Source organism: Wenzhouxiangella sp. 15190 (assembly GCF_003417465.1).
In the GTDB taxonomy this organism is placed as follows: domain Bacteria; phylum Pseudomonadota; class Gammaproteobacteria; order Xanthomonadales; family Wenzhouxiangellaceae; genus Wenzhouxiangella.
On sequence record NZ_QVMV01000049.1, the window covers coordinates 14,711 to 36,470 of the forward strand.

The 21,760-nt window shown below is 62.3% G+C and carries 19 protein-coding genes; all 19 read right to left on the reverse strand.

All coding sequences use genetic code 11. The features are described 5' to 3' along the window. Positions 1-3: 3 nt before the first annotated feature. Complete coding sequence (locus tag DZK26_RS14200; protein ID WP_147306713.1) at positions 4-1,080, reverse strand: hypothetical protein; 1,077 nt, start codon at positions 1,078-1,080, stop codon at positions 4-6. A 485-nt stretch (positions 1,081-1,565) separates the two neighbouring features. Continuing rightward, positions 1,566-3,131, reverse strand: a complete 1,566-nt coding sequence (locus DZK26_RS12315) for a hypothetical protein (protein ID WP_147306714.1) — start codon at positions 3,129-3,131, stop codon at positions 1,566-1,568. A gap of 122 nt (positions 3,132-3,253) precedes the next feature. Beyond that, entirely contained in the window at positions 3,254-3,676 is a 423-nt protein-coding gene (locus tag DZK26_RS12320; protein ID WP_116899111.1) for a hypothetical protein, read from the reverse strand. A gap of 44 nt (positions 3,677-3,720) precedes the next feature. Further along, positions 3,721-5,934 carry a type II secretion system secretin GspD gene (gene gspD / locus DZK26_RS12325; protein WP_116899112.1) on the reverse strand — a complete coding sequence of 738 codons (2,214 nt, stop codon included), beginning with the start codon at positions 5,932-5,934 and terminating at the stop codon, positions 3,721-3,723. Further along, on the reverse strand, positions 5,927-6,682 hold the full coding sequence (locus DZK26_RS12330) for a hypothetical protein (protein ID WP_116899113.1): 756 nt from the start codon (positions 6,680-6,682) through the stop codon (positions 5,927-5,929). The genes gspD and DZK26_RS12330 overlap by 8 nt, the downstream gene beginning before the upstream one ends. A 2-nt stretch (positions 6,683-6,684) precedes the next feature. Beyond that, complete coding sequence (gene gspM, locus DZK26_RS12335) at positions 6,685-7,296, reverse strand: type II secretion system protein GspM (protein WP_181918479.1); 612 nt, start codon at positions 7,294-7,296, stop codon at positions 6,685-6,687. Then, positions 7,268-8,431 (reverse strand): PilN domain-containing protein, encoded by a 1,164-nt coding sequence (locus DZK26_RS12340; protein WP_116899115.1) that lies wholly within the window; start codon positions 8,429-8,431, stop codon positions 7,268-7,270. The genes gspM and DZK26_RS12340 overlap by 29 nt, the downstream gene beginning before the upstream one ends. Next, the gene (locus DZK26_RS12345; RefSeq protein ID WP_116899116.1) at positions 8,428-9,321 is read right to left on the reverse strand and encodes a general secretion pathway protein GspK; all 894 of its coding nucleotides are present in this window, start codon (positions 9,319-9,321) and stop codon (positions 8,428-8,430) included. Before DZK26_RS12345 ends, DZK26_RS12340 begins: the two co-directional genes overlap by 4 nt. Further along, a complete protein-coding gene (locus tag DZK26_RS12350) occupies positions 9,318-10,010 on the reverse strand; it encodes a prepilin-type N-terminal cleavage/methylation domain-containing protein (RefSeq protein ID WP_181918480.1) in 693 nt (230 codons plus the stop codon). Before DZK26_RS12350 ends, DZK26_RS12345 begins: the two co-directional genes overlap by 4 nt. 185 nt (positions 10,011-10,195) lie before the next feature. Beyond that, a complete protein-coding gene (locus DZK26_RS12355) occupies positions 10,196-10,801 on the reverse strand; it encodes a prepilin-type N-terminal cleavage/methylation domain-containing protein (RefSeq protein ID WP_116899118.1) in 606 nt (201 codons plus the stop codon). Further along, positions 10,794-11,309: a GspH/FimT family pseudopilin gene (locus DZK26_RS12360; RefSeq protein WP_181918482.1), complete on the reverse strand. Its 516-nt coding sequence runs from the start codon at positions 11,307-11,309 to the stop codon at positions 10,794-10,796. The genes DZK26_RS12355 and DZK26_RS12360 overlap by 8 nt, the downstream gene beginning before the upstream one ends. A gap of 1 nt (position 11,310) precedes the next feature. Next, positions 11,311-11,718 carry a type II secretion system major pseudopilin GspG gene (gene gspG / locus DZK26_RS12365; protein ID WP_116899120.1) on the reverse strand — a complete coding sequence of 136 codons (408 nt, stop codon included), beginning with the start codon at positions 11,716-11,718 and terminating at the stop codon, positions 11,311-11,313. Between the two features lie 61 nt (positions 11,719-11,779). Then, positions 11,780-12,991, reverse strand: a complete 1,212-nt coding sequence (locus DZK26_RS12370) for a type II secretion system F family protein (RefSeq protein ID WP_116899121.1) — start codon at positions 12,989-12,991, stop codon at positions 11,780-11,782. A 310-nt stretch (positions 12,992-13,301) separates the two neighbouring features. Continuing rightward, on the reverse strand, positions 13,302-15,059 hold the full coding sequence (gene gspE / locus DZK26_RS12375; RefSeq protein WP_116899122.1) for a type II secretion system ATPase GspE: 1,758 nt from the start codon (positions 15,057-15,059) through the stop codon (positions 13,302-13,304). A 38-nt stretch (positions 15,060-15,097) separates the two neighbouring features. Beyond that, positions 15,098-15,739, reverse strand: coding sequence for an exosortase H-associated membrane protein (locus DZK26_RS12380; RefSeq protein WP_116899123.1), 642 nt, complete (start codon positions 15,737-15,739; stop codon positions 15,098-15,100). 10 nt (positions 15,740-15,749) lie between these two features. Beyond that, entirely contained in the window at positions 15,750-19,586 is a 3,837-nt protein-coding gene (gene purL / locus DZK26_RS12385; protein WP_116899124.1) for a phosphoribosylformylglycinamidine synthase, read from the reverse strand. A 96-nt stretch (positions 19,587-19,682) separates the two neighbouring features. Continuing rightward, entirely contained in the window at positions 19,683-20,417 is a 735-nt protein-coding gene (locus DZK26_RS12390) for a DsbC family protein (RefSeq protein ID WP_181918483.1), read from the reverse strand. A gap of 129 nt (positions 20,418-20,546) precedes the next feature. Next, on the reverse strand, positions 20,547-21,452 hold the full coding sequence (xerD, locus tag DZK26_RS12395) for a site-specific tyrosine recombinase XerD (protein WP_116899126.1): 906 nt from the start codon (positions 21,450-21,452) through the stop codon (positions 20,547-20,549). A 23-nt stretch (positions 21,453-21,475) separates the two neighbouring features. Continuing rightward, positions 21,476-21,760 (reverse strand): hypothetical protein (locus tag DZK26_RS12400; RefSeq protein ID WP_181918484.1); only part of this gene is annotated, 285 nt, incomplete at its 5' end.

The window sequence follows — 21,760 nt, forward strand, 5'->3', positions numbered from 1 at the left end:
CTTTTATTGATCCTTAATAGTGATGGCTCGGCCGCAAGTTTGTTCAGGATCACCGGCGCACGCCCAGTTCAACTTATCAGGTGCAGTTCCCGCTTCTGAATCTGTATACAAGATATTGAGGTAATAGGTCGAGTTCTGCTTCAAGGTGCACATGCTGGAGTAATTCACGTTCTCTCCCTGCCACCACATCACTTCACTAGCATCACCCGTGCGGTAGCAAGTATTCTCCATTTCTGAAGCAATTGCCTTGGCATCAAAGTCGCCCGGGCACTTAGAAATAGTCCACAGCAATTCTCCAGTTTCCACCCCATATTGCGGGGTTTCGGTGCTAAATCTACCGTATACATCAAGCGGGTAATCACCGGAGTTGAACTTAAGCGCCAGATATTCGTTCGGCCGCTGATAGAAATTGGTTTGCGTTGACTTCGTCGAACCAAATTCTCTTCCAAAGAACCCCTTCCAGGATTGGCAATCGGCGGAGCCCTGGTTGTCCCAATCACAGTGGGAAACTGCCCGATTCATTCCGGCAGGAGTGCGACCCGAACATCCCTCGGGTACCGGTTCCGCCTCAGCTTCTTTATCAACCTCAAAGGTGGTGCTAACAGAGTCACAGTTTGGTCCATTGCAGCATTTTATACTCGGTTTGTGAACTTCTTCCGTTGAAAGACCCGCGACACTGATCGACGCACTGCCTTCTGGACCACCGGCATAGTCTTGCCAGTCGGTACCTGCCAAGTTTCCGCCCTCGCAGTTCCAGGCACCTTTTGAGTTCCAGGTAAAGGTCACATCACCATTTTCGGAGACGGGATCGGGGCTGACGCTGAACGACCCGCCATCAACGGGGGCCATGGACACTTGAACGTCATCGCATGCGCTGCATACAAAGTCGTCTTTCGCAGTCGCCCGGAGCTGGCCTGTCGCCAGCAGTTCCAACGACGTGGATGCCTTAAGGGGAATCTCTATTGGCCCATCAGCGGTTTCAAGGGTAATAGTTCTGTCTTCGGCCGAGACCGAGAAACTCAAAACAAGCAGACAAAAAATCGTGCAATTTATCGTTAACAGGCGGCTCATGGTATTCATGAAACGTATTCAACCTCTCCGAGTTGCTGCATGGCGCAAATTCGCCTAACAGGCCAATTGTCTAGTAGGCAATTGTAGTACAGGAAAGTTCCAGTTTGACAGATTATTCATTATAGAAATTGCAGATTAATATTAATAAAGGATAAGAGGGGCAATGCGTCTCGCGCTTAGCGCTGCGAAGTGTGATGCACGTCGCCTACCCGGCGGCGGGAATTCGTAACAACGCAAGACCGCCGGCCAGCACATCGACATCTGAACACGACGGTTACCAGTTTCTTGTCGGATGTCGCTCACTCTTCTTGCGCCAACATGAATTGTCAGCACCATTGCGACATCATTCCTCCACCGAGCGTCCACCTCGAGTTCGGCCCTTCCTTATAGATGAAGACGCCAGACTATTACAATTCATATTTGGCAGCGGCTCCCCTAAAAAAAGAGCCACCCGGTGGGTGGCTCTTTTTTCGCCAAACATATCGAGTCCGAGCTTAATCGGACGCGACGATGCTACGGCTTCCATGATGGTTGAAGGAACCGCCGTAGTTCGACAGGACGGTATCTCCATCGCCAGTCGGCAACGCACCAAAGGTGGAGGTGCTGGCCTGGAATCCAATGACCGGAAGACCTTCCACGATCATGCCGTTATTGTCCGCTTCAGCCTGGAAATCGCCAAAGTCAAAGCGAACCCATCCGTTGAGGAAGGCTTCGGGCAGATCGAAATTGACGTAACCCAGATCCGGGAAGGTGTCTTCACGACTCGGTTCCTTGAGGATCTCCGTGCTGGCCGGCAGGCTACCGTCGTTGGCGAAGCGAATCACGTTGGCTTCGCGGCAGAGATCGAAGGTTGGCCGTTCGGTTGCCGGCGGTTTCGGCGAGACGATGATATCGTCCGGCTCATCGATCGGTTCACCTTCCTCACGGTTCCAGACATCGAAGTCCTGCGTTTCACAGGCCGGATCAGCGACGCCATTCACCCGGGTCCAGGTTTCGGTGAACGGGGGATCAGCCTCGTCCGTAGCACCCAGGAAACCACCCGGTGCAGCGTCGGTGTGGAAGCGCTTGGTCGGGAAAGTCAGCACCCACTCGGTACGGCCGCCCACGTCAGGTTCAATGGCATACTCGTTCATCAAGGTTTCGAGGGAAAGCACAGCATTGACGGCAGAGATGGTATCGATACCCGTATAATCCAGGGTTTCGAGGTTACCGCCACTGAAAACAAAGGCCTCGGAACTGGTGCCACCACCGAGATTCGGGTCCAGGTTGCCCGGATCGGTGTGATCGGCAGCATCGGTCCAGAATCCATCAATCGCGGTCGCGTTATAGGAAAACATCGTGCCGTCGGCCACATTGATAATGGATCCAGCGCCGAACAGACCGCCGCTAGCCGGAATCCGGACCCCGTCCGACCTCATGTCTGTGAACTCATCCGTAGCGTCCCAGACACCCTCATCAGGAACCCACTGCTCCTGGACGAGGTCACAGGCTGTCGCGGGGTCGCCACCCGGCACGCCATCAACGTGCTTGACATCGGCAAATGTGTCACTGGTAGCGTTGATGGTACCCATTTCGATCATTTCGACATAGCCGGACTGTGTACGCTCCAAACCGCTGGGACCACCGTCGAAACGGTCGTCAGCACTAGTCTGAGCTGCGTACTGGAAGTTCAGGAACTCCTGCTCACCGACGTCACCAGGGGTTCCACCCTGGAAGTACGGCACGGTGCAAGACGTGTCGCGGGTCACCATCTTGGCACCGTCGCCGTCGGCCGTGATACCGGCCGTCCAAACGTCGAACGGAGACAGGTAGAGGTTGAAGTCGAGCACTTCGCGCGAGTTCAGGGCCTCGATGAAACGGACTTTGACAGCCTTGGCGTCATCGGTCGTATTGACGATCGAGATCAGCGTGTCGTTGCCGCCGCGGGCAGAATAGTACGGATACAGCAGGACCTGACCGAGTCCGTCCGGGTTGACGTTTACGGCATTGGCCACGCTGGCCATGCCCGCCACACCCGTCAGACCTGCCAGTACTGCGGTCGTCAAGGTATTTCTTTTCATTACAACACTCCTAAAGTTGTTGGACACAGGGCTCTGTGTAAACACAAGCGAGATAGCCCGTTTTTGCGGGCCTATCCCAGCGTGTGCAATTCTATGCTAATTCATCCTGTCGTGTAAAGCAATCACCCGGAGTCGGAGTACCACCACTGTTCCTGGGTACGGATCCAAGTCTCGGTCAACTCCCGCTTCCCGCGCACGTTATTCAGGCCCGCGGGCGCTTGTGGCACGCTGTAGCTGACTTCCACGACCACTTCGCAGCGATCACCCTCGCAGTCGCGCGCCACCACCGTGGCGTCCTCCCAGCGAACGGGCCGCTTTCGCACGGTCGTGGCGAACTCCTCGGCGGATGTGGTCTCGCGAAAGCCCGGCGTGTAGTAGCTCCAGGCCTCGGCAAACTCGCGGGCGATCATATGGTCCCACCGCGCCTGGGCCCGCTCCTCGACGCTTTGCGGCTGCGACGAGGTGTCCTCGCCGGACTGGCACCCGGACAACAGCAGCGCCGCCGAGACGAGGGCGAGAAAAATGGTGCTTGTTCGGATCTTCAAGGCGTTGCTCCTTTTTCATAAAAGGTTGAAATCAATAAGAAATATCAATTTTTGCGCCCGCGCATCGGCTTGAGCGCCTCGAACTGGCCGCGCACCTCGTCGGAGACGCGCTTGAGCTGGTTAGTGGACTCCACGACGGTGGGCGTAATCATCACCAGCGTCTCGGTTCGGGTGAGGTTGTCGGTGGTGCTGCGGAACAGGCCGCCCAGCACCGGGATGCGCTGCAGCCCGGGCACGCCGGACTTGGATTCTCGCGTCCGCTCCTCGATCAGCCCCCCGAGCATGATGGTCTGGCCCGACTGCACCGCGACTTCGGTCTGGATGGTCCGGGTGTCGACCGGCGGGTTGGAGCCTTCTCCAGCCGGCGTGCCCGGCGAAGAGACCTCCTGGCGGATCTGCAGGTAGACCAGGCCGCCCGGGTTGACGCGGGGCGTCACCTCGAGAATCACCCCGGTATTGAGGTACTGGACGCTGCCGAATCGGTTGCCCTCCCCGGAGCCGCCGATGAAACTGGTCGACTGCACCGGAATCTGCTGGCCGACGTTGATGGTGGCGTCGGAGTTGTTGCGAACCATCAGGCTGGGCGAGGAAATCGTGCGCACGTCCGAGACCGACTCCAGCGCGTTGATGGTTGCCGATACGAAATTGCGGCCGACGGCCCGGCGGGTGATGGTGCCCAGGACATTTCTGCCGCCACCGAAGCCAATGGCATTGGCGTCCCGACTGGGCGCGAAGCCCTCGGGCAGGCTCGGCACGCTGTCGTCGGGGGAGCCGTTGGCCAGGAACCAGCTCACGCCGTACTGCAGGTCGTCGGTCAGGTCGACGATGAGGACCTGCGCCTCGATCATGACCTGCAACGGCTCTTCGTCGAGACGCTCAATCGCCGACAGAATGCCGTCGTACTCGCTCGGCGAAGCCTGGATCAGCAGGGAATTGGTCTCCTGGATGGCCGTCACGCGCACATCCCCTTCCTCGCCCAGGGACATGCCGCCGGCCGTGTTGCGGTTGCGGTTGTCGTTGTTGTCGTTGCCTTCGCTCCCGCCCTCGGCCCGCGATTGCTGGAAATCGCTGACGCTCGAGGCCGATGCCCGTTCCAGCCCCGGTGCCAGGCCACCGCCCGATTCCCGCGAGCGGCTTCTGCCGCTACCGCTGCCGAACAAATCCCCCAGGTAACCGGCCAGCACGTCGGCCTCCAGGTTCTTGACACGGTAGACATACAGGCGGGATCCACCCTCCGGACTGGAGCGATCGAGCCGCCTGATCCACTTTTCAGCCTCGTCCAGGTAGTGTTCGTTGGGCGTGATCACCATGACGGCGTTGAGCCGCTGCAGCGGCATGAATCGGAACATGCCGGCCAGGGGCGTTTCCCCTTCCTCGCCGAACACGCCTTGAAGCTCGGGCAATAGCTCATCGACCTCGATACGCTCGAGATTGAAAATGCCCACCGACATGCCTTCCAGCCAATCGACGTCGAAGGATTCGATGATCTGCAGGTAGTTGCTCAGCTCGAACTGGGTGCCGGCCAGGAAAAGCAGGTTGCGGGCGTTGTCGGCATTGAAAATGGCATCTTCCCTGACCCAGGGTTCGAGCATTTCGGCCATCTTGCTGGCGGAGATGTACTCCAGCGGTACGGCCATCACTTCGTAGCCCCGGGCATTGCCCGCCGAATCCATGCGCGGCACCAGGTTGCCGGCCACCGCATTGGAGATGGGCACCACGTGGTACTGGCCCTCGCGCCAGATCAGGGTTGCCCCATTCCAGCGCAGCAGCATCTCGAGCACGTCCATGACCTGGTCTCGTTTGATCGGCTTGGCCGTGGAAAAAGTGACCTCCCCGCTCACGCCCGGCGCGATGATGTAATTTTCCTCGAACATCTGCCCGAGGATCGCGTGCACGATCTCCTGGATGCCCTGCCCTTCGAAGTTCAGCGTGATTTCGCCGCCCTCGCCCGGCGACTCCGCGCGCGGCTTGATCGCACTATCGTCGATGAACACGCCGGTACCGGAGTAAGTTTCGCTTTCTTCGAACTGGGCCTCGGGATCCGCCTCGCCTTCGCCGGTGCCCAGTCGGATACCCTCGCGGTCGCCTTCGCTTTTTTCAGGCGCCACGGCACTTTCACCGGGGCGCAGTTGCGTATCGCTGTCGTCGTCATCCCGCTCACCCATCGCCGCACAACCGGCCAGCGTCAGACTGGCCAGGAGCAGCGCCGCGAGCGCGGGCCGGTTTCGAATGTTGCTCTGTCGGGTTAGCTCAGCCATCGTTGTCCTGTTGTTGTTGCTGTTGCGCGCGTCGCTCCGCCTCGGCCCTCAACTGGGCCCGGCGCTCGGCGACGCGGCGTCGGATTTCCTCGGCCCGGGCCCGTGCTTCCTCGCTAGCCTCGCGTTGATCCGTTTCCTGCGCCGCCTGCTCACCCTCCGGCTCGGCCTGGGACGCCTGTTCTCGCTGCCGATTACTGGCACTCGCCGAAGCCAGGCCCTGGGTATTGACCTTGAGCTCGAGATCGGTCTCGCGCCCATCAACGGAAACGAAACTGACCCGCCGCGGCTGGATCGTATTCAGCTTCCAGGCCGCCTGCTCGCCTTCGAGGTTCATGCCCTCGCGCAGTACGAAGGTCTTGTCGGCCTGCTTGTCGGACACCATCGCCAGCTTCATGTCCGGCGTGATGACGATGCCAGCGATTTCGGCCTCGAGGTCCTTGATCTCCTCGGTCTCCGGTTCTTCCTCGACCACCACCTCTTCTTCTTCCCCGGGCGATTCGACTACGGGCAGTTGACGGTCGGAGAAAAAAACCGGCCGCTCGACGATGGCCGAGTAGGCCGAGAAATCCTGCAGCCCCGTATCCGGTACGTCAACTTCGGCATCCGCGGCTTCGGTATTGCCCTGCGGCTCGATGGCCGCCAGGTCCGGGCGACCCATCAGCAGCGCCAGCCCGCCGCCGGTAAGCACCAGAACACCGGTGCCGGCCACCAGCAGGGTCGTGAGCAGATTGCGCTGCAGATCGAACACGCTCAGTCCTCTTCCACGACGGGTTGCGACAGAAAACCGTAGATGTCGAAACGCACGTCCAGCAGACCGTAGCCCCTGCTGCCGCGCCGGCCTGCACGATCAGCCGGTACTCGCTGGTTGATGATCAGATTGTCGACGAAAATCAGCGGCACATTGTCTTCCACTTGATAGAGGATGCGCGTGAGATCCGGCAAGGGGCAATTCATGCGCACATTGACCGTCACCTGCTCGAAACGTTCCGGTTCGTCGTCGGGACGGTTGGTCGTCGATTCGATGCGGCACAGCTCGGTATCGTCGGCCTCACGCTGAATGATATCCCGAAGTCGCCGCGTCAAACCGGCCGCGGCGACGTTGAAGTTGGACTCGGGCAAAAACAGCGCGCTGTCGAGCCGATCGGACTGCAACTCCTCCAGTCGGGCTTCCAGGTCGGGACGACGGGCCACGGCCGCCTTGAACCGGGCAGCCCGCTCTTCCAGCGAGTTGACTTCGTCGGCCAGTTCCAGATGGCGCATCACGAACCAGTGAAACCCGACGAAGTAGACCGCCACCAGCACGATCACCAGCAGGCCGACGGCCAGGGGACGATTATTCTCCAGATCCGGCAGCAGCTGCACGCTCGCCTCCTGTCGTTTCGATGCGGGCACGCGCATTGAAGCGCTCGCGGCCGCTGCCCGGGTCGATGCTGACCGAGCCACGGAATTCGGCCTCGCCCAGCAATTCGGATTCGTTGATCAACTCGATCAGACGCTGCGCCTGATCGGCCAGCCCCTGCAGCATCAGCTCGTCGCCCTGCATCCGCAACTGCATCAGCCAGATGTCGTCGGGAAGAATCCGGGTGATCTCGTCGAGCACCCGCACGCTCACCGGCTGGCGCCGGCGATGCTCGGCCAGGAAATTGGCCGCGGCCAGGGCATCCTGCAGCTCGGTCTGCAGCGCAAGCACTTCGTCGGCTTCCTGACGCAGGGCTTCGACTTCGCTCTCGAGCCGATTGACGGTCCGCTGGTGAAGAAAAAGCGACTCGGCCATGACGAGGGCCAGCACCAATACCAGACCGCCGGCAAGCAGCCAGTTAATGCGGGCGCGCCGATAGACATGACGCGGCCGCTCGGCCAGCGGCAACAGGTTGAAGCCTTCGCAGGCGGGCTGTACGGCGTCCCCGCCGAGCGCGTCGACGGCGTGGGGACGAATGCCGACAGCGGCCAGGCGCTCGAGCAGTTCATCGACGCGCGAGCGCATCGCCAGGCGCAACTCGACTTTCAGAAGGCTGCGATCAGTATCGCGCTCGCAAATATCGTAGTCGAAATAGACCTGGTCGGCGCTGAAAGGCGTGACCTGATCGAGCTGGTAGCGCAGCGACTCGGCCAGGTTGGCCTCCACCGCCAGGGGCAGTTCCACCGGGCAGTGAAGCATATCCTCGGCCGGCAGGCACAGCCGGATTTCGGGCCGGCCGTCCTCGAAACCATTGATCAACTCCTGCCATCGGTCACGCAGCAGGCCCGCGTCCTCGTTCGCACCGAAGGTATCGCGCTTTTCGGGCGATTCACCCCCGGTCCAGACCGAGAACGTGCGGCTTTCGGCTTCGGGCACCAGCCACAGCACCGGTCGCGGCGGCACCATGCGGCTGCGCAACGACTGCGGCAACAGCCCGGCCAGCTCGCTGCGCCACCATTTCAGAAACCCGGGCAGCGGGCCGGCGCGGTAGCGGGCAACGACGCTGCCCCAGTATTCGTTGACGGCACTCTGATTCATCGATCCTCGACATTGTCGCGCCAGCGCAGCACACGGAAGGGTCGACCGCGCTGGTCGCCTCCGAGTTCAATCGTGGCCTGTACTTCGTTCCAGGTGCCCGAGTCCAGCGTCGCCCGCGAGCGAATGCTAAAGGTCCGGCCACCCCCTTGCAAGCTGACCGTCTGTCCGTTCGGCAGGAAAAGCGCCTGCTGGTCGCGCGGGTGGAACTGTCGCCGTTCCTCGACAAAGGCAGCCGCATCCTCGGCGGTAATCTCCGGATCGGCCGCCAGAACGTCGGCGGAAGCGAAGGCCGGATTGATGCGTCCCCTGGAATGGACCGTCAGCATCGGTTCGAGCTCCCGAAACAGATCCCAGCTCATGCCGATGACCTGCTGTAGTTCGTCGACCGATGCGAACGGCTCGTTGGCCGGCCCGTAAGGATATCCGGCGGACTCGTATTCGATCAATTCCGCGCCGTAGAGCCGGGGCAGATCGTCTTCGTCGCGCCAGTCCTCGATGGCGTCGGCAAGGTGCCACGCTTCGGTCTCTTCCATGCCACGCGACATGAACAGATTCGACAACTCCTCCGCCGAGGTGCTGTTGAGGTCCATCTTGCCCGATTCGTCGGTAATGCGGATTTCGACTTCCGCGCCGCCGAATTCGAGGGTATAGGGGCGCCCGTCGGGCACCCAGCGCGTTTCCACGTCGGAATTGCGCATTTCGAAGGCCGCGCGATGGATTCCAGCCTCGGCCGCATAGCGCGCCCGCGTCGTGTCGAGGAGAAATCGCGCCTGCAGGCTTTCGGTACGCGCCAGCACGGCGTAGGTACCGACCACGATGGTCAGCAGCACCAGAATCCAGAGCACGACGATGAGCGCGATCCCTCGCTGAACTCCCGGTCGGGCAATCATCGGTTCCTCCTCCGGCCGCGATTACCCGGCCTCAGCATGTCGCGAGCGCGCTCGATGGTGCGCGTGCGACGTGAATTGCCGCTGTCGACCATGACCGGCGCGACCAGGTCCGGCCAGACCAGGCCGCGGTCGGAATCGAGGTCGAGCATCACGCCCACGGCCAGCGGAAGGCGATCAGGCTCTTCCCAGAAGTCGGTCCAGAACGTCTCGCCGGTTTCCGGATCGAAGTCGAGGAAAATGAACTCGCCACCGCCAAGGTTTTCCATCAGGACGCGTCCGTCGGTGGTCTCGCGCAGTGCGCCGTCCTCGTAGCCGTTGAGCATGGCGTAGTAATAAACCAGTTCGAGACCCTCGCTCCCCCGCTCCAGCCGGAATTCCTGAACGTACGGGCCGCCGTAGCTGAGATAGCCGGGCATGGGCGAGACGAATCGCACCCGCTCACGCTCACCCTCGAACCGCACGGTTTCGCCGTCCTCGAACTGCTCGATAACGAGCGAGCGCGACCGCATCAGCTGCCGTCGCATGAACTGCTGGACCACACGCAGGCGATTGGTCTGCTCGATGACTTCCTCGCCGGAGCTGGTCGCGCGCACGCTGGCGCGAAAACCGCCGTAGGCCATGGCCATGATGATCGACACCAGCGCAATCGCCAGCAGCACCTCAATCAGCGTGAAGCCGCCTTCGCGCATTCGCGAAGGCGTCCCGGACGAGCGAAGCGAAGATCCGGGACCTCCCAGACCATGCCGGCAGGCTGTCCCGGACCCCGATCCGGGACCTCCTTCAGTTTGCTCCCACCGCCGGCGCGAAGCCGACCCGGAACCCCCGGAACACTGTCGCAACGCACGCTTGTCGCGCTTGAAGAACCGGCCGATGCTCACTGTCGTCCTCCCCCGCCCGACTGTCGCTGCCGCTCTTCCCAATAAGTATCCACCGAGCGCAGGGTCTCGAAGGTCGCCTCCCGGCGCCCCTCGGCCCATTCCACCGTCAGGACAACGTGATAGAGGGCGATGGGCAACTCCTCCTGGAGATCGAGGCCCCGTTCGTCGACGACCTGCGTCTCGCTGACGTCCATCGTCCAGGTAAATTCGTCATTGAAACGGCCCTGGCTCACCCCGGGTTCGATCATCTGTTCCAGGCCCAGCACATCCAGCTTGGACTGGGCCCACAGGGCCGCCTGTGTGTAATCACCGGACATGCGTGTATTCCCCACCGAGGTCGAGAGGATCTGCAGCACAACGCCGAACAGCAGGGCAAAAACCATGAACGCGGCCATCACCTCGATCAACGTAAAGCCACCCTGGCGGCGTAGCCGACAGGGTGTCCCGGACCCCGATCCGGGACCTTCCAGACGGGCCCGCGCACGCGACCCGAAACCCGATCCGGGACCTCCGTCAGTTTGCCGCCACCGCTGGCGCGAAGGCGTCCCGGACGAGCGAAGCGAAGATCCGGGACCTCCCTGAATCGGCCGACGCTCAAGCATCGTCCGACTCCCGCTTGATGCTGACCTCGCCGGTCAGCCAGGACACTTCCACTTCCCACGTCCGCTCGCCGGCCAGCAATTCCACGCTGCCGCCGGTCGATGCGCCGTCGGGGTAGAAGCGGATACCGCCGGCATTCTCGCCGGTCAGCTCCGAACGGGCGGTATTGATGGTGATATCCAGGCCTTCGGGAATCTCGACCGGTTCCCGCTCCGCCGCCGTCCAGGTCTTCGCATCGGCATCGACGTGAAAGACCTGCTGCTGGCGCTGGATGATGGCCTGGCCGCGGGTGTGCCGGATGCCGGCGACGACTTCGCGCGAGGCGTTACGAATCTCGGCGCCCTCGATCGAGCGGCTGACCGAAACCCCGACCACGGCGAACAACATGGCGACGAGCATCATCACCACCATCAGCTCGATCAGCGAAAAACCGTGTTCCGTAGTCTGTGGTCCGTGGTCTGTAACCTGAACCCTGAAACCGGAAACCGGAAACCGGAAACCTTTAGTCAACTCAATCCCAGCTCTTGATATCGGCGTTCGCGCCTTCACCACCGGGCGAACCGTCTGCGCCATGCGACCAGATATCGAAGGAGCGATGTTCGCCCGGATAACGATACTGGTAGGCGTTATCCCAGGGATCCTTGAGGTTGGAATCGTTGACGTAAGGGCCGTTCCAGTTGGTAGCATCGCCAGGCTTTTCGATCAGTTCGCGCAGCTCCTCGGGCGGGCGACCGTTGTCCAGGTAGAACTCGTCAACGGCCATCGACAGACGCTGCACCTCGGCATCGGCGGCACGAAGCTTGGCATCTTCACCGCGCTGCATGATGTTGGGCACGACCAGGCCGGCGATCAGGCCGAGAATGATGAGCACCACCAGCAGTTCGATCAGGGAGAAACCTGAATTGGGCGATTTGTACATCTTGGTTTTCCTCCAGCCCCTTTGGGCATTATGTTCCTGAAATCTTTCTCGAGCGCGGCCTTCAGGCCACCAGTTCATTGATACTGAGAATGGCCATCAGCACCGACATCACGATCACGCCGATCAGCACCGCCAGGCCCAGGGTCAGTGCCGGCACCAAAAGCGCCATAAGGCGATCGATAGTGGTGCGCACCTCGCGATCGTAGGTATCGGCAACCTTGAGCAACATGTCGTCGAGTTTGCCGGTTTCCTCGCCGACGTTGACCATCTGCAGCGCCAGGCGCGGAAAATGGTCGTTGGCCGCCAGCGCCCTTGCCATGGGCGTACCGGTCTTGACCTGCTTGGCGGCCTCGGCCACGTCGTCACCGAGCACCGTATTGGTCATGACATTCTTGGCGATGGAAAGTGCCGACAGCAGCGGCACGCCGTTGACGAGCAGCGTGCCGGCCGTGCGCGCCAGGCGCGCGGTCTCGATCTTGGCGATCACGTCGCCGATGCCCTTCATCCGAAGGAAACGCAAGTCCCAGCGTCGGCGTGAGGCCGGCCGTCGCATCTGGCCGCGGAACCACAAAACGACGAGCAAGACGGCACCGAGCATCGCCCACCAGTAATTCTGCAACGCCGCACCCACCGCCATGACAATCTGTGTGAGCAACGGCAGCTCGCCGCCGAATTCCTCGAACATGGGCGTGAACTGCGGAATGACGTAGCCCATCAGCAGAATCAGCGAAGCGACAGCCAGCACCACCAGCAGCGCCGGGTAGACCATCGCCGAGATCACCGAGTCCTTGAGCTCCTTGGAGCGTTCCAGGTACTCGGCCATGCGAGAGAGCGTCTGATCGAGCGAACCGCCGATCTCACCCGCACGAACCATGTTGATGTAGAAGCGCGAAAAAACGCCGTGGCGCTCTTCCAGCGCCTCGGAAAGGGAGCCACCCTCGCGCACGCGGTTGCGAATCCGATCGATCGTGCTCTCCACGCGCTCGTTTTCGGCCAGCTCCCCCAGGATACCGAGCGATCGATCAAGCGGCAGGCCGGCACTGAGCAGGGTCGCGAGCTGCTGGGTCAGGTCACCGATTTCGGCCTGCTTGAGCCCCTGCCGCCCGCGAAACAGTGCCGACAACCGAAATCCCGAACCCACTTCCTTGGCCGACACGGGAATATTGCCCGACTCCTGCAAATGGGCAATCACCAGATCCTTGCTGGGCGCATCCATCTCGCCGGTCATCGTCTCGCCGGCCGGCGTCACCGCCTTGTACTCGAAAAGTGGCATCAGATTGCGGTGGCTTCGTTGAGCCTTGTCGAAGGCTGCAGTCGCGGTGCGGGTCGGCGCAGGTTTAGAAAATAGAAAATAGAAAAAAGTGAATAGGAAAAAGAAAATAGAAAATAGACCGGCATTAGAAAGCCGGCAGTCCCGTTTAGCACGGGTGACTTCGACTGCACCACCGGCGCTACCTCGATAGGCATAAATTGAATTTTTGGGGCGCTCACTGACTGCATCTATTTTCTATTCACTATTTTCTATTTACTTACCACTAGTGACTCCAGGCCGGCAAAAGTCCACCGCACCTCAGCCGCAGATGTCACGCTTCCTGCGTCACCCTAAGCACTTCTTCCGCCGAGGTAATCCCCTGCAGGGCCTTCATCAGGCCGTCCTCGTACATGGTGCGCATGCCCTCGGCACGTGCCTGCTTCTCGATCTCTGTCGAGATGGCGTGCTTCATGACCATGCGGCGGATTTCCTCGCTCAGGACCAGCAGTTCGTGGATGCCGGTCCGGCCGCGGTAGCCGGTGGGGCTGGCTTCCGAAGTGCCGGGGCGATAGAGCTTGATCGGCCGCTCGTCGGTCAGATCGTCGAGACCGAGCTCCTTGATCATCTCCGGCAGCACCTCGTAGGCTTCCATCGTTTCGGGATCGAGGCGTCGCACCAGGCGCTGGGCCATGATGGCGTTGACCGTGGAAGTCAGCAGGTAGTCCTCCACACCCATGTCGATCATTCGCGTCACGCCGCCGGCGGCGTCGTTGGTATGCAGGGTCGAAAGGACCAGGTGACCGGTCAGCGCCGACTGGATGGCGATCTTGGCGGTTTCGAGGTCTCGCATCTCACCGATCATGATCACGTCCGGGTCCTGGCGCACGATCGAGCGAAGCGCGCGGGCGAAGTCGAGACCAATGGAGGACTTGGCCTGGATCTGGTTGACGCCCTCGAGCTGGTATTCGACCGGGTCTTCGACCGTGATGATCTTGCGCTCGGGCGTATTGAGACGACTGAGCGCAGTGTAGAGCGTGGTGGTCTTGCCCGACCCGGTCGGGCCGGTGACAAGGATGATGCCGTGCGGCACTTCCAGCTCGTGGATGAAGTTCTCCCGCACGTCCTCGGCGAAACCGAGACTTCCGAAGTCGAGCACCACGGCCTCTCGGTCGAGAATACGCATGACCACCGACTCGCCGTGCGCGGTCGGTACGGTCGAGACACGCAGGTCGAGCTCCTTGCCGCCGACGCGATGCATGATGCGACCGTCCTGCGGAAGGCGGCGCTCGGCGATGTTCAGCCGAGCCATGATTTTCACGCGCGAGATCACCGCAGCGGTCGAGCGCGCCGGCGGCGCCTCGACCTCCTGCAGCACGCCGTCGATGCGATAGCGTACTTTCAGGCGGTTCTCGAACGGTTCGATGTGAATGTCGGAAGCGCGCGATTCAACCCCGCGCTGGAGGAGCAGGTTGACCAGGCGAATGACCGGTGCCTCGGAGGCCAGGTCGCGCAGGTGCTCGACATCTTCCTCGTCGTCACCGCCATCACCCTCGCCGCCGAGGTGCTCGGCGATCTGGCCCATGGCCGACTTGCCGCCACCGAAGTAACGCTCGATGGTGTTGTCGATCTCGGAGGTCACACCGACCCGCGGCTTGACCTCGCGGCCGGTCGCCATGCCCAGTGCGCGCAAGGCGAACTCATCGCAGGGATCGGCCATGACGACTTCGAGGGTGTCGTCGTCGATCCGCACCGGCACCAGGTGCTGCTGTTTCATGTAGCGCACCGAAATCGAATCGATCCGCGGCCCGGACTCCGGATAGTCCTTTTCACCGACCATGGGAATCTCGAGCAGCTCGGACTGGGCACGGGCCAGGTCGCGCTCTGAAACCAGGCCCAGGCGAACAAGCAGGGTCAGCAGGTTGCCACCGTGCTGTTCCCGATAGGCCTTGGCGCGCTGGAGATCCTCCTCGCGCAGGCGATCCTGCTCGATCATCAGCTTGCACAGGTCGGCTGCCCGATCCTCGAGATGGTCGCCGATGCTCGGAAGCAGTTCGGTTTCGTCGGTAGCGGTAAGTGCTTCGGTTTCCATAATCACGTCTCAAACAGACAATTCACGGCCGTGTCGGTTCAGCGCAGCCGGCCTTGTACGAGTTGCTCGATGAAGGGGCGATTCATGAGAATCCAGGCGGCGATGGGTATCACGCCCGGAAACATCAGATACCCCAGCTGATAACACAAGGCAATGGTCGTGGCCGAAAGATTGGTCGATTGCACCGCCGCGGCGGCCTCCGGACCCATCAAAAACGCCATGTCGCGCCAGACTTCCCAGAATACGCCCCAGGAAGTCACAAGGGTGACGATAATGAAGCCGACGATCAACTGGACGAGGCGGCGAAGCCCCCGCATGGGTGTGGCCATGACCAGGCCGAAAAGCAGCGCCAGTCCCCAGGCATAAATCATCGGGTTGATGTCCAGGTTCAGCGCGGCAGTCCGCCCTTCGACCTGTTGCGGCATGACGACCAGTGTCTGTACTTCGAAGTGGAAGCCGAGCTGTACGACCTGTTCGAACAGGTCGGGATAGAAGCCGGTCAGCAGCCATTCCACCAACCGCGAGGCCGGATACATCAACCCACTGGCCAGGAAGAACCAGAGGAAAAACCCCAGTGGCAGGTAAAGCGCAGCCAGCAGGAACATCTCCTTGACCGGGTTGCCGGAAGACGTTTCTTCCGCCCCGGTTTCCTCGACGCGCTCGGGCTCCCGTTCGCTCATCGCTTTCGATTCACTCCAGCCACAGCCTTGCATTGTGGAACATCTTCATCCAGGGGGAAAGTTCGCCCCATTCGCGCGGGGCCCAGGAATAGTTGACCGCGCGCAGCAGCCGCTCGGGATGCGGCATCATGATCGTGACCCGTCCGGTCGCACTGCTCAGACCCGTGATGCCGTCGGGCGAACCGTTGGGATTGTCGGGATAGCTGATCGCCGGCGCGCCATTCTCTTTCACATAACGGACGGCAACCGGTAAATCGGCCACGGGGCCCTCGCTGAACTGCGCCCGACCTTCGCCGTGCGAGGAGACCACCGGCAACCGCGATCCGGCCATGCCGGAGAAAAACAGCGAAGGACTTTCCTCGATCGCAACCTGGCTCAGCCGGGCCTCGAACTGCCGGGACCGGTTGACCACGAAGTCCGGCCATGCCTCCGAGCCGGGGATGATCTCACGCAGCGCCGAGAGCATCTGGCAGCCATTGCACACGCCCAGGGCGAAACACCCGGGGTCTTCGAAGAAGGCCTGGAAGGCATCGCGAAGTGCGTGATTGAAGAGAATGGAACGCGCCCATCCCTGCCCTGCGCCGAGTACGTCGCCGAAGGAAAAACCGCCGCAGGCGGCCAGCCCGTGGAAATCGGCCAGTTTTTGGCGCCCCGCCTCGAGATCGCTCATGTGGACGTCGACCGCTTCGAAACCGGCCGATATGAACGCCTGCGCCATCTCGCGCTGGCCGTTGACGCCCTGCTCGCGCAGGATGGCCACGCGCGGCCGGGCCCCGGTATTGACGGAGACACTCGCCGGCGGCTCGAAAATCAACTTCGGAACCAGGCCGGGGCGCGTGAAATCGCCGATCGCCTCGAATTCCTCGTCGGCACATTCGGGATGATCGCGCAGGCGCTGCATGCGATAACTGGTCTCGGCCCAGCGCCGGGCCAGGTCCGGCAGGTCGCGCCGAAAGACTTCCCGATCGCCGGCGAAAATCTCGAACCGATGCCCGTCGACGACTTCGCCGATGATCGAGGTCTTTTCACCCAATCCGGCCCGGGCCAGCTCGGACTCGACATCCGGCAGGTCGTCGACAGCCACCTGCATCACCAGCCCCAGCTCCTCGTTGAACAGAGCGGCCATCGGATCGCCCTCGTCCGGGCCCAGCTCCAGCCGCAGACCGCAGCGGCCGGCCAGCGCCATTTCCAGAACGGTGGTGAACAGGCCGCCGTCGGAGCGATCGTGGCAGGCGAGGATGCTTTCGTCGGCAACGAGTTTCTGGACGGCCTCGAAGGCCGACTTGAGTGCATCGACGTCGTCCACGTCGGGCACCTCGCCCAGCTGCCGCGAGTAAACCTGGGCCAGGGCCGAGCCACCGAGGCGTCGGTGACCAAGATCGATCAGCACGAGACGGCTGTCCACGTTGTCGCGCAGTTCGGGCGTGAGATGCCGGCGGACGTCGGGTACCGGGGCGAAGCCGGATACGATCAGCGACACCGGCGCGATCATTCGCCGTTCCTCGTCGCCGTCATGCCAGACAGTCTGCATCGACAGCGAGTCCTTGCCCACGGGAATGGACAGGTTCAGTTCCGGGCAGAGCGCAGCAACGGCCTCGACGGCTTCGCGCAGCGCCGCGTCCTGTCCCGGCGCGCCCGCGGCCGCCATCCAGTTGGCCGACAGCTTGATGTGGGCCCGATCGCGCACGACGACCCCGGCCAGGTTGGTCAGCACCTCGCCCACGGCGACTCGCGCGGCGGCGGCCGAATCGTGGACGGCCAGCGGCGTGCGCTCGCCCATGGCCATCGCCGTACCGGCGTATCCGGTGTAATCGAGCAGGGAGATGGCACAGTCGGCGACCGGCACCTGGTGCGGGCCGACCATCTGGTCGCGCACGCTCAACCCGCCGACGCTGCGATCGCCGATGGTGATCAGGAACTGCTTGCTGCCAACCGACGGCAGTGCCAATACGCGGTCGGCCGCCTGGTCCAGCGTGACGCCTTCGAGCACCCCGGTTTCCGGCGCAATACGCTCGGTGATCGCATCGCGATGCATGCGCGGCGCCTTGCCGAGCAGCACCTCCAGCGACATGTCGACGGCCGCTCGCTCACCCAGCCGATCGGCCAGCAGGAGTTGTCCGTCGTCGGTGGCCTCGCCCAGGTCGGCCCAGGGGCAACGTTCGCGCTCGCACAGCGCTGCGAAACGATCAAGATCTCCGGGCGCGACGGCCAGGACGTAACGCTCCTGGGCTTCGTTGCACCACAGCTCCATCGGCGAGAGTGCAGGATCATTGGTGGGAATCGAGCGAAGCTCGAGGCACCCGCCGACCCCACCATCGTGCAGCAATTCCGGCAGTGCGTTGGACAGGCCGCCGGCGCCGACGTCGTGAATCGACTTGATCGGGTTGTTCTCGCCCTGCAGCCAGCAGCGGTCGATCACCTCCTGGGCGCGCCGCTGTATTTCCGGATTGGGGCGCTGCACCGAGGCGAAATCCAGGTCGGCGTCGGATTGCCCGGAACTCATCGACGAGGCCGCACCGCCGCCCAGGCCGATCAGCATTGCCGGCCCACCGAGCACGATGATGCGGTCGCCGGCGGCCAGCGGCTTCTTGTGCGTCTGTCCATCGGCGATCATGCCGCTGCCGCCGGCGATCATGATGGGTTTGTGGTAACCCCACAGGCGCTCACCGATGCGTTCACTGAAAGTACGGAAATACCCCAGCAGGGCCGGGCGGCCGAATTCATTGTTGAAGCGTGCAGCACCGATCGGGCCGTCGCGCATGATTTCCAGCGCCGAGGCCATGCGGTCGGGCTGCGCCGGCGCCGTCTCCCAGGGCTGCGCCCAGTCGGGGATGTGCAGGTCGGAGACGGAAAATCCGCAAAGGGCCGCGATCGGGCGCGCGCCGCGGCCGGTGGCCGACTCGTCGCGAATCTCACCCCCCGATCCCGTTGCCGCACCGGGGTCGGGCGAAATGGCGGTGGGATGGTTGTGCGTCTCCACCTTGATCTGGATATGGGCGCGGCCGGGTTGATGGACATACGCGGGACGCTGCGGCGCGGTGGACAGGATTTCGACCTCGAAGCCTTCGATGACCGCGGCGTTGTCGTCGTAGGCGACCAGGGTGCCGTCCGGCGTGGCCGCATGGGTGCTGCGAATCAGGCCGAACAGCGTCCCGTCGACGGATTTCCCGTCGACGCGCCAGCTGGCATTGAAGATCTTGTGGCGGCAGTGCTCGGAGTTGGCCTGGGCGAACATCATCAGCTCGGCGTCGCTGGGATCACGGCCCATGCGACCGTAGGCATCGACCAGGTAGTCGATTTCATCGTCGCTCAGCGCCAGGCCGAGTTCGCGGTTGTACGCCGACAGGGTGGAAGCGGCGTCGGCACCGAGCTGCATCACGCCCAACGGGGCGAAAGCACGCTCAGCGAACCAGCCCTGCAGCGCATCCAGCCGATCGAGCACCACCTGCGTCATGCGATCGTGCAGGCGCTGCCTGGCGGCGGGCGCAAGCTCTTCGGCGTTGATGCCCTCGAACTCGAAAAGGGTCGCGTGCTCCAGGCGCGAGAAGGTGGCCAGATCACAGCGCCTGAGAATGTCGACGGCCTTGCTCGCCCAGGGGGTCACCGTGCCGGGACGGGGCACGACCAGCAGCTGGCGGGCCGAAAGCCTGTCGCGGTCGAGCGGTTCGGCCGACAACAGGGACAGCAAGCGATGGCGCTGCGGTTCGGACGGCAGGCTGTCTGCATCGATCAGGAACAACTCGCGCGCCCGCAGTCGAATCTCACGTCCCTGCAGTGCGGACAGTTCACCGGCAAGTTGGGATAAACGAAACGGCGGCAGGGAGTCCCTGCCGAGGAGGACAATCATGCGAGACCCCGCAAGAACGCTCAAGTCAGCGCGCCATTATAGGGCACTGGGCCCACTGTAATGCCCGGACCGGTCATGCGGCCCGGGCAGGCGTTATCAATCGTCCGGAGTCTCGGCCTGCGAGAGGGATTCCAGCCGCTGGCGCAGCTGCTCGGGCGGAACATAACCGGGAATCATGTTGCCGTCGGGCGTGACCATCGAGGGTGTACCGGTCACACCGAGTGCGCGGCCGAGCTGGTACTGTTCTTCGACCGGATTTTCGCACTTGGCTTCGGGAGGCTGGCTGCCTGACTTGGCGGTGGTCATCGCGCCCTGACGATCCTCGGCGCACCAGACCGACACCATGGTGTCGTAGGTTTCCGAATCCGCGCCGGCGCGCGGGAAAGCCAGGTAATTGATTCGGATACCCTCGTTGACATAGTCGTAGATTTGTTCGTGCAGGCGGCGGCAATAGCCACAGCTGGTATCGGTGAAAACCATCAGCTCATAGTCGGCATCTTCCGGGCCGAATGACACCATGTCCGACGCGTCGAGATCGGCCAACTGGTTCCGGCGCAGGACCGTCTTGGCGGCATCCGTGAGATCCTTCTGGGTTTCCAGATCGATCAACCGGCCCTGCATCAGGTAGCGGCCGCTTTCGCTCATGTAGACAATTTCGTTGTTGAGCTGTACTTCCATTACCCCCGGCATAGGGGTTTCCGCAATCGCGAACGTTTCCAGTTCCGGCACCAAGGTGCGCACGCGTTCTTCGATCGCCTGCTCGTCGGCGGCCGCAACCAGTCCGGTCAGGGTGATGCCCAGGGCTACTACGAGTCCCGTCAAGATTTTCATCCGATACTCCTTGGAAAACATTTCAGTCAGGCTTCAATCGCTATCGCGCAATGATAGCGGACTGTCGCATGCCTGGTTGGATCACGAGAAGGCCAACAAGTTCGCACCATGATCCTGGCCATTACAGAGTCAGCCACGTGGGTGGTGGCGCTCGTGCAGGGACTTCAACCGCGCTCGCGAGACATGCGTATAGATTTGCGTGGTCGCCAGGTCCGCATGGCCGAGCAACATCTGCACCACACGCAGATCCGCGCCGTTGTCGAGCAGGTGAGTTGCGAACGAATGACGCAGGCGATGGGGATGCACCGGCTGCCGGATTCCGGCTCTCAGGGCGAGCTGGCGAATACGCGCCCAGATCGCCTGGCGTGACAGCGCCCGGCCGCTTTTCGATACGAATACCCAGTCGCCCTGTGGACGAAGCGCCGAGCGAACCGCAAGCCAGTGCTGAACGGCACCACAGGCCGTTTCGCCCAGCGGCACCAGCCGTTCGCGCCCGCCTTTTCCAACCACCCGCACGACACCTTGGCCCAGATTCATGCGTGACAGGGTCAGCCCGACAAGCTCCGAGACCCGCATTCCCGTTGCATACAGGGTCTCCAGTACCGCCCTGTCTCGCACGTCGAGCGGCCGGTCGCCGTCCGGCACAGCCAGCAGCGCTTCCACCTCGCTTGCGGTCAGTGTCCCGGGCAACGCACGCGGGCGCTTCGGCCCATCGAGATCGAGCATGGGATCCCGGGCAATTCGGCGCTCGCGCGACGCCCAGGCGAAAAACTGGCGCAAGCAGGAGAGCTGGCGAACGACGCTGCTGGTGTTTGCGCCGGAGCGCATGCGGTCGGCAAGAAACTCGAGAACCTCGGTACGGGAAATCTGCACGATCGGGCGATTGACGCGAGCCAGAAAGTGCTTGAGGTCGTTGTGGTAAGCGTCCGCGGTCGCGGGCGCAATGCCACGCTCGGCCCAGAGCGCATCGAGAAAGGTGTCGATCAGCCGATCATGGTCGGCCGGAGGATGGGAATCGGGGGTGGCGGTCGCCACCCCCGGGGAAGTTCCCTTCTCGCTCAAGATTTGCCGGTCAGGCGATTGAGCGTCTTGCGTGCCGCTGACTCGACTTCGGAAAAACCGGAACGTGCGGCAGTCCGGAGTTCTTCGACCAACGCACGGCGCTGGTTGATCTGATGACTGGCAAGATCATAAAGTGCGTCACGCAGCTGATCGGCGGCAGAAAGCACCTGGGCCATGTCGCCGTCAATGGCAGCCGCCTTCCGGGAAGCCTTCTTCTTGGAAGCCTTCTTCTTGGAAGCCTTCTTCTTGGAGGCCTTCTTCTTGGAGGCCTTCTTCTTGGA

Coding starts and splice junctions, on each gene's coding strand:
- gspD (WP_116899112.1), bottom strand. CDS start 5,934: ATGGCTGAGCTAACCCGACAGAGCAACATTCGAAACCGGCCCGCGCTC.
- gspG (WP_116899120.1), bottom strand. CDS start 11,718: ATGTACAAATCGCCCAATTCAGGTTTCTCCCTGATCGAACTGCTGGTG.
- DZK26_RS12315 (WP_147306714.1), bottom strand. CDS start 3,131: ATGAAAAGAAATACCTTGACGACCGCAGTACTGGCAGGTCTGACGGGT.
- DZK26_RS12380 (WP_116899123.1), bottom strand. CDS start 15,739: ATGAGCGAACGGGAGCCCGAGCGCGTCGAGGAAACCGGGGCGGAAGAA.
- DZK26_RS12345 (WP_116899116.1), bottom strand. CDS start 9,321: ATGATTGCCCGACCGGGAGTTCAGCGAGGGATCGCGCTCATCGTCGTG.
- DZK26_RS12340 (WP_116899115.1), bottom strand. CDS start 8,431: ATGAATCAGAGTGCCGTCAACGAATACTGGGGCAGCGTCGTTGCCCGC.
- DZK26_RS12370 (WP_116899121.1), bottom strand. CDS start 12,991: ATGCCACTTTTCGAGTACAAGGCGGTGACGCCGGCCGGCGAGACGATG.
- DZK26_RS12350 (WP_181918480.1), bottom strand. CDS start 10,010: ATGCGCGAAGGCGGCTTCACGCTGATTGAGGTGCTGCTGGCGATTGCG.
- DZK26_RS14200 (WP_147306713.1), bottom strand. CDS start 1,080: ATGAATACCATGAGCCGCCTGTTAACGATAAATTGCACGATTTTTTGT.
- gspE (WP_116899122.1), bottom strand. CDS start 15,059: ATGGAAACCGAAGCACTTACCGCTACCGACGAAACCGAACTGCTTCCG.
- DZK26_RS12390 (WP_181918483.1), bottom strand. CDS start 20,417: ATGAAAATCTTGACGGGACTCGTAGTAGCCCTGGGCATCACCCTGACC.
- DZK26_RS12355 (WP_116899118.1), bottom strand. CDS start 10,801: ATGCTTGAGCGTCGGCCGATTCAGGGAGGTCCCGGATCTTCGCTTCGC.
- purL (WP_116899124.1), bottom strand. CDS start 19,586: ATGATTGTCCTCCTCGGCAGGGACTCCCTGCCGCCGTTTCGTTTATCC.